The following is a 7289-nucleotide window of genomic DNA, read 5'->3' as shown; positions in this document are numbered from 1 at the left end:
TTCGCTTGGTATTTTGGCCGCGTTGGGCGGTCGTGAACTGGCGGCGATGGCGGGGGCAATTGCGCGCGCGCGTGCACTGCGTATTCCTGTCATTCTCGACGGGTTCATTTGCACTGCCGCTGCGGCCACGTTGGAACATGCCTGCGCGGGGGCGTTGGATCATTGCATCGCGGGGCATCAATCGGATGAGGCGGCGCATGGACGACTACTCGCCGCTCTTGGCAAAGAACCGCTTGTGTCGCTTGGCCTTAGGTTGGGCGAAGGGTCAGGGGCGGCACTGGTCATCCCGATCATCCGTGCCGCGCTCGAGTGTCATTCCGGCATGGCGACCTTTGCGGAGGCCGGAGTCGCGGCGGGCTAAAACAAGGTTTGGTCTCGGTGAGAGAGGCGGTCTATTCGGCCGCCTCCTCGCTTTGACGGCGGCGCGTTTCAAGTTGCTCCATCAGGCCCGCTTCCAATGCTTTGTCGAGGGTACGAGAGCGCTCGATGTAGGCGGTGTTTTCGGATAGCGGGATCTTAGGATCCCACAATTCGGCCAGATTGCGCATCGCCTCGCGGTCATGTTGATAGTAGGCCTTTTCGGTCATGGCCGCGTCATATTCGCTGAACCCCATTTCCTCCAAAACGTATCGCCCCGCACGCAGGGAGCTATCGAACATCTCGCGCACGATTTTATCTGCGCCCGCTTTAAACAACTCGTAGACGTGGATACGGTCGCGGGCGCGTACGATGATAAACAGATCCGGGTTGTGTTGACGCGCATAGGTGACAAGGCGCGTGGCGGCGGCCGGATCATCAAGGCCGACAACAAGAACCTTTGCATCATCAAGGCCAGCAGCATGCAGCAATTCGGGCCGTGTCGGATCACCAAAGAAGCCTTTGAACCCGAATTTACGCATCACTTGGATTGTCTTCAGATCGTTGTCCAACACCACTGTGTTAAAGCCGGAGGCTTGTACCAGACGGTTCACCACTTGGCCAAAGCGACCGATACCTGCGATAATAATCGCCTGTTGGTCGTCGATTTCATCGGTGGCTTCGGCCCCTTCGCCGCGCTCTGTGAGTTTGCGGCGCAAGTAGTCGTGCAGGATGAAAAACAGCGGAGTAAAGACCAAAGAGAGCGCAATAATCAGCATCACGCGCTGGCCAAGCCAGATTGTCAGGACACCTTGTTGCAAGCCAAATGTGGTCAAAACCATACCGAATTCGCCCGCTTGAGCGAGGGAGAGCGCAAACAGCCATTGCCCGCGCTTTCGCAATGAAAACAGCCGTCCAATTCCATAAAGGATGAGACCTTTTGTAATCATCAAGATCAGGGTCAGCCCGATGATGAAAAGAGGGTCGCGGAACAAAATGGTAAAGTTGATCCCAGCGCCCACAGCGATAAAAAACAGGCCGAGCAGCAAGCCCTTGAATGGTTCAATAGAGCTTTCTAGCTCGTGGCGAAATTCTGAGTTGGCCAGAACCACACCCGCCAAAAATGTGCCAAGCGCAGGGGACAGTCCTACAGCGTTCATCAACAGCGCGATTCCCACCACCATCAGCAACGAAATGGCGGTGTAGATCTCGCGCATATTGGCCGCATGGACAAACCTGAAGACGGGGCGGGTCAAAAAGATGCCCGCAAGCACGATTGTGGCCACCGCGCCCAATGTCACGAGAGTGACACCCCATGCGGGTAGGCCTTGTATCAAGGACAACTCCTCGGCGTGTGCAACGATGTCAGAGGCGCGCGCAATCGAGCCATCAGAGTTGAGCGAAATTCCCGATCCGATTGCAAGCAGTGGCAAGGCTGCAAGCATAGGGATCACCGCAATATCTTGTGTGAGCAGGACCGAGAATGCGGCGCGCCCGCCACTGGTACGCATCAGGTCTTTTTCGGATAAGGTTTGTAGCACGACAGCCGTGGAAGAGAGCGAGAAAATCATCCCAAGAGCCAGTGCGGTTTGCCACGGTTGCCCAAACCAGATCGCAGCCCATGTGATCACTCCAGAGGTGAGCGTGAGCTGTAATCCTCCCATTCCGACCAGTTTATGACGCATCTCCCATAGGGCGCGTGGGTCGAGTTCGAGACCGATCAAGAACAGCATCATCACAACGCCAAATTCAGCGAAATGCATCAAATCCGTGCTTTGAGAATGGCCAACAAGACCAAGCAGCGGTCCGATCACGATGCCTGCGATGAGATACCCCAAGACAGAACCAAGTCCCAACCGGCGTGCAATGGGCACAGCAATAACGATGGCGGCGAGGTAAATTGTGGCTTGGGCCAAAAAACCGTCCATCTGCGGCATATCTCCATCTCAAAATGTAGCGATCATCATACGGGGTCGCGATTGAAACGAGGCCGTTTATGACAAAATCATCCCATCTATAAAACTAAGCACTTACATGTGAACAACAAGTGTCAGGATCGAAACTTACACGCAATTGGGCAAGAATCTTATCCGCCGACTTTGAGCGTTGTTGAACGGCCACTTTTTACGTAGGTTAGTGCGTCCGAGGTGATGGATTGAACGCGGCCGCCATTGACGCTGTCGCCGACTTTCACCTTGGCAAAACGGCCCGAGGGCAGTCGCAACAAGGCGCGCCGATCCGACGATGAGCCATAGACCCCCATTAGATTAACTTGGCGCAAGTTGAGCTGGTTTTTGACTGTCGCGGCATTTGCCACGCTGGTCGGCGCAGAGCGCGGCACCGTGGTTGCGGGAACTTTGGCGGTGACGCGTGTTGCGGTCGAGTTGGTTGTCGTATTTTGCTCAGTCGCGGTTGCGGCCGCAGCGGCAGCTGCGCGGGCGGCGGCGGCAAGTTTTTCGATATTTGCGGGGCGGGCACTTGGCACGATGGAGGTGACCACAAGCGGCGCGGTGGCCTCGGGGGCCGGTTCGCCCACGGCCTCTGCGTCCTCTTGCGCCTCTTGTTGTGGTGACGCAGGGCGCGCGGCGGGGCGAAACGCGGCCAGTTGGGCGCGCGTGATCCCGCCAAGATTGGCGCGCTCGTTGTTTTCAACAAGCAGATCGGGACGCGGTTGTGGCACATATGCCATGAGTGCCACGCGGAGCGGATCATTGTCATCAATCACGATTGGTTCGGCGGGCGCACGTTCGGGGCGCGCAGGCGGCACAACGGCGGGACGCCCCGCAAAGACCATCACGCCCTCAGGGCTTAACGCGCCCTCGGGTGTCGCGATCACAAGGCCGCGTGCATCGAGGTTAAAGGTCGTGTTCGACGGCACAGGCGTCAATGTCGGGCGCGGCAAATCTTCGGCGGTGTGCAGGCGCGCATCGGGCAGGGCAATCGCATCTTGGGAGAGGATTTGCGGATCGATCGAGGCGATATACAGATCGTCAATCACATCGGTGTCGTTCGTTGTTCCTGCTTGAGGTGCGGCGGCCCAAACGCCTGTAACGGCGTAGTGATCTTGGACGTCTTTGAGGCTCAGGCGTTGCGTGTCTTGACCCAATGTGGCGGGGAGGGCGTCAGTCGCCAATTCGGGAATGGCGGCATCCGCGATATCGGCGTCTGCCTCCCCTGTCGCGTCTACACCCTCATCAAAGGGCGCAGGTGGAACAGGGGCGTCAGACAGATCGTCGGCGAAAACGGTTGTGGTCGTTTGAACGGCCGGCACATCAAGTACGCCTGATTGCGACCCCTGTGTTGTGTCGGGTAAAAAGCTCGCCCAAATGTAGACAGCGCCAAGGATCGCCAAGAGCACAACGGTTAGGATCAATCCCATGTAGCGCGGTTTTCCGCGCTGCTCGTGGCTAAGGCGGCGTGCGCCAAAGACGGTCAGCGCCTCCGCTTCGGTTGTCGCATCTTGTACGGGAAGCGGGGCGGACTCAGGCTGTGGTGCAGCTCGTGTTGCGGCGTCTTTGGCCTTTGCACGGCGCGCGCTATGGCGTTGTTCTTTGCGTGTGCGCGCGTGGCCTAGGGCGTTTGAGACAGCAAGTCCTGCACTGCGCGTAATTGCCTGTGCGGTGAGGGCGAGGCGCGAGGGATCACGATCCGGTTCAGGTTCGGCGACAGGTGCGATGTGGGCCACGTCCGAAATATCGGCGATCGACGGTTCCCCTGTGTTAGCAAAGCCGCCAGAAACCTGAGTGACCACATGGGGTGCAGCGGGCGAAACAGCTGGTGTTGTGTCTAGGGGTGCGCCACGTTGTGCCTGCGCCTTTTGTGTGGCGACCGACAGGGGCGGCGTTGCACTCGCGGGTGATGTCGCGGGCGCGGCGGGCAGTTTGCTAATGCCGCGCGTGGGGGCGGGCATAGGGGCCGGTTCGGGCAAGGGGGCGCTACGTTTCACCGTGGGCGCCGGTTTTGCGGGCGCTACGGGCGCAGTCTCAAAACCGGGCAGGGTTGGCGCGGTCACGGCGACATGTGGTTTGTCTTGGGCCTCGGGAGTTTGCGGTGCGTCGTCATCTTGCACATCGTCATCTTGCGCGGCGGCGAACAGGCGCGAGGCTTGGGCGCGCAGACGCTCGCTTGTATCGCCATCGGATACGGGTTGGTCGGCGGCGTCTGGGTCGCGGTGCGAGCGAAAGGCCGAAAGCGGGCGCGGCGCGGTTGGCAGCGCGGCGTCATTGTCTTTGGCAAGGTCGCTCTCTTTCACATCGCTCGATGGCTTTGCTGTGTCCGTGAGTGCCGTGTCTGGCGTTGCGGCGATCTCGTGGTCAGCCTCATCTGCATCGTCCGAGGTCTCAGGTGTCTCCAACTGGGGCTGGGGCGGACGGCCTGCGCGCACCACGATTGCATCGCGGTCTGGCTCGATTTCTGTTTCTGCACCAATAACGGTGTCTGCGGTGCTTGCGCGTCCAAAGAACGGCTCACCCGAAAAGGTACTACTTTCCGCAAGTGCCACATAGGAGATCGGGTTGAACCGGTGCTCAACGGCAAAGGCGTCTGCCTCGGCGAGCGTATCGCGGGCAACAACGGCGATTTGGATGCTGCCCTGCGATGCTCGCCAGTCCCAGACCAACTCGTCGAGCGCATAGGGTGTGGCACCCTCGAGGGACGCTTGGATGGCGCGAATACGGTCGGTGTTTGTGGCGGATGGGGTGGCGGCCATCGGATCGGGAATGGTGCGATACAGAATTTGCGAGTTCGGAATAACCAGCTTTGTCGTTAAGCCCTTTGGCGATATGGACGTGGCCAGAGCGCGCAGGGCGTCCAGCGCGCCGCCCATATCGGGATCCTCGAGCGAGACCTCACCCATGGCATACCAACCATCGGGGCCGCGATGCAAAAGCGCAATACCGTCATGACTCAAATTAAGCGCAAAATTTGGTTTCATGTCAGTGCCTTGTCGCCATTAATTAAAGTTCTAAATCGTGTTAACCAAATAAATCTACCCTGTCTTTGAACCAAAGCAAAGACTAAGAAAATTCCATCTGTTTTGTCTGCGAACCTTCGCTCATGGGCGCAGACCCAGTGTGTTCGTCATCGCATCCACAGGTTCGCTTTTTTGATCTGGTTGCGGATGCGTTGCTCTTTGCGCGGAAGGTCGTTTTGGTCAAACATCGCGCGCACTTTTTCGCCTTTGTTCTGAAAGACCATCCGCTTCATCGGCTCGTAGTCTTTGAGTACTTTCTTGATCCAATTGGGGGCGGAGGCCGCGTTGAGCACGTCGATCACGTGGTCGCTTTCGCGCGCAAACAAGAGCGGAAAGGTGCGGTAGTGGCACGACACATCACCGTCGAGCGTGTTGGGTGGCACGGTGTTGCGCCCGCCGCCAAGCGAATGGATGACAAGCGGCAGTGCGACTTGATCGAGCCACGGATCGAACACCTGCAACTCGCAGGCTCTCGGCGGATTGTCGCGGATCTCAAGCGCGTAGTCGAGAAAGCGTTGGCCGAACACGCGCGGGCATTTGTAGAAAAAGAACCCTGCATTGAAATAGAGATAGCGCCGCCAATACTCATCGGGCTGTTCGAGATCGAGAGAGCTGTCAAAATCCAGATTGAACCGCTCATACAGCGATTTCCAAATGTCCGCATACCCAGGCCCGTAGAGTTCGATCTGCGGCCATGTGCCCTCAACCTTGAGTGAGGCGGTGGGGCGGTCGAAATCAAACGGCACGTCCGACAGCTTGCCCGTGATCAGAGTATCTGTGTCAAAGAACACAAACGGCTCGCCTTCGGGCAGTGCAAACAGTGCCTCGATCTTGTTGCCATAGGGATAGGACTGGCCAAAGTGGCGGCTCTCGAACGGGAGGATATCGACATCGAGCCGCTTTAGCGCCTCAAGCAACTCCGGCTGACGCATCCGCGGGTCGTTGTTCCAGTGCGCGTTTGGTTGCGGTTCGGCGACGAACACACGCCCTTCGAAGTCGGGATCGCTATGACGCAATGACGCGGCAAACAAAAGGGCCTCATACATCAAGCGGCCGTTCTGTCCGACGACAACAACGTTAAAGGGACGTGGGGTGTTCGGTTTATCGGGCATACGGACCTGTCGTGTGGTGTTTGGAAACTTTAGATTGTGTCGCAAAGTAGCGACTGGAGGCGGCGGCGTCGACCTGTCATTTGCCTTTGTGTGCGTCAATCATCTATGCGTTTAACCCACTATACTGAGATGCGCCCGCATGTATTGTAACAAGGTCCGTTTGTCACACCCCCTCCAACGACAACGGCGTCGTTTCAAGCATCAGTTTGATCGGCTGGGCAGGGGGAATACGCGTTTTTGTTGAGAGGGCGTTCCGTGGCAGATTATGGTTTTGCCGTTGAGTTGCGCCGTTCGCATCGTCGCGATCATAAAGACGGTTTCGCGAAGTGCGTACAACGTCCAAACAAGCGCCGCTTATGACCCTTAAGGTTATATTATGAGACCATTTTGCGGCGGCAATATCCTTATGAAACAATGCTCCCGCGAGCATCCATGGATATCACGTAAACTTGACGAAACGCGTGTTGGGCTAAGAATCAAGCGGTTGCGTGGCGCAGTGTGTGATGATGCAATTGCTTTGTTTTGGGTCTTTTGGGTTGCGTCTTCTTAGATGCCGACCATGCCCTAAGACACGCGATCTGCGACGAACGCGCCGCACTTCTCCCGCTTCAATTTAACCCCGCATCAGCGTTCGCATCGATGTAATCGCATGTGGCCCATCACCGTGGCCGAGCGGAATTTAATGTGCTGCTGGTTTGCGGCGGATAGGGGAAAAATGAAGGTCTGTGTATTTGAAGTTGGCTATAAAGTCACAAAGTTTGGCCGCCACGTGGTGTCATGCGCCCAAGGCGCGGTTGGCTCGGCGGTGTTGAATGTCACTGAGAACTGACCCGGTAGCCCCATAAATT

General features: G+C 57.5%; 4 protein-coding genes. 1 reads left to right on the top strand and 3 read right to left on the bottom strand.

Going from position 1 to position 7289, the window contains the following annotated elements:
- Positions 1 to 361 (top strand): nicotinate-nucleotide--dimethylbenzimidazole phosphoribosyltransferase (locus tag ACTG34_RS06625; protein ID WP_439104188.1); only part of this gene is annotated, 361 nt, incomplete at its 5' end.
- 31 nt (positions 362 to 392) lie between these two features.
- Here the strand turns inward: ACTG34_RS06625 and ACTG34_RS06620 are convergent.
- From ACTG34_RS06620 to ACTG34_RS06610, 3 genes are all read right to left on the bottom strand, one after another.
- Positions 393 to 2285 carry a monovalent cation:proton antiporter-2 (CPA2) family protein gene (locus tag ACTG34_RS06620; protein WP_439104187.1) on the bottom strand — a complete coding sequence of 631 codons (1893 nt, stop codon included), beginning with the start codon at positions 2283 to 2285 and terminating at the stop codon, positions 393 to 395.
- Between the two features lie 158 nt (positions 2286 to 2443).
- The gene (locus ACTG34_RS06615) at positions 2444 to 5290 is read right to left on the bottom strand and encodes a hypothetical protein (RefSeq protein WP_439104186.1); all 2847 of its coding nucleotides are present in this window, start codon (positions 5288 to 5290) and stop codon (positions 2444 to 2446) included.
- Between the two features lie 146 nt (positions 5291 to 5436).
- Complete coding sequence (locus ACTG34_RS06610) at positions 5437 to 6441, bottom strand: hypothetical protein (protein WP_439104185.1); 1005 nt, start codon at positions 6439 to 6441, stop codon at positions 5437 to 5439.
- Between the last annotated feature and the right edge of the window lie 848 nt (positions 6442 to 7289).

The organism is Celeribacter marinus (assembly GCF_965656515.1).
Lineage (GTDB): Bacteria > Pseudomonadota > Alphaproteobacteria > Rhodobacterales > Rhodobacteraceae > Celeribacter > Celeribacter marinus_D.
Note: the sequence above shows the minus strand (reverse complement) of the source record. Positions and strands in the feature narration are given on the sequence as shown.

Coding starts and splice junctions, on each gene's coding strand:
- ACTG34_RS06615 (WP_439104186.1), bottom strand. CDS start 5,290: ATGAAACCAAATTTTGCGCTTAATTTGAGTCATGACGGTATTGCGCTT.
- ACTG34_RS06610 (WP_439104185.1), bottom strand. CDS start 6,441: ATGCCCGATAAACCGAACACCCCACGTCCCTTTAACGTTGTTGTCGTC.
- ACTG34_RS06620 (WP_439104187.1), bottom strand. CDS start 2,285: ATGGACGGTTTTTTGGCCCAAGCCACAATTTACCTCGCCGCCATCGTT.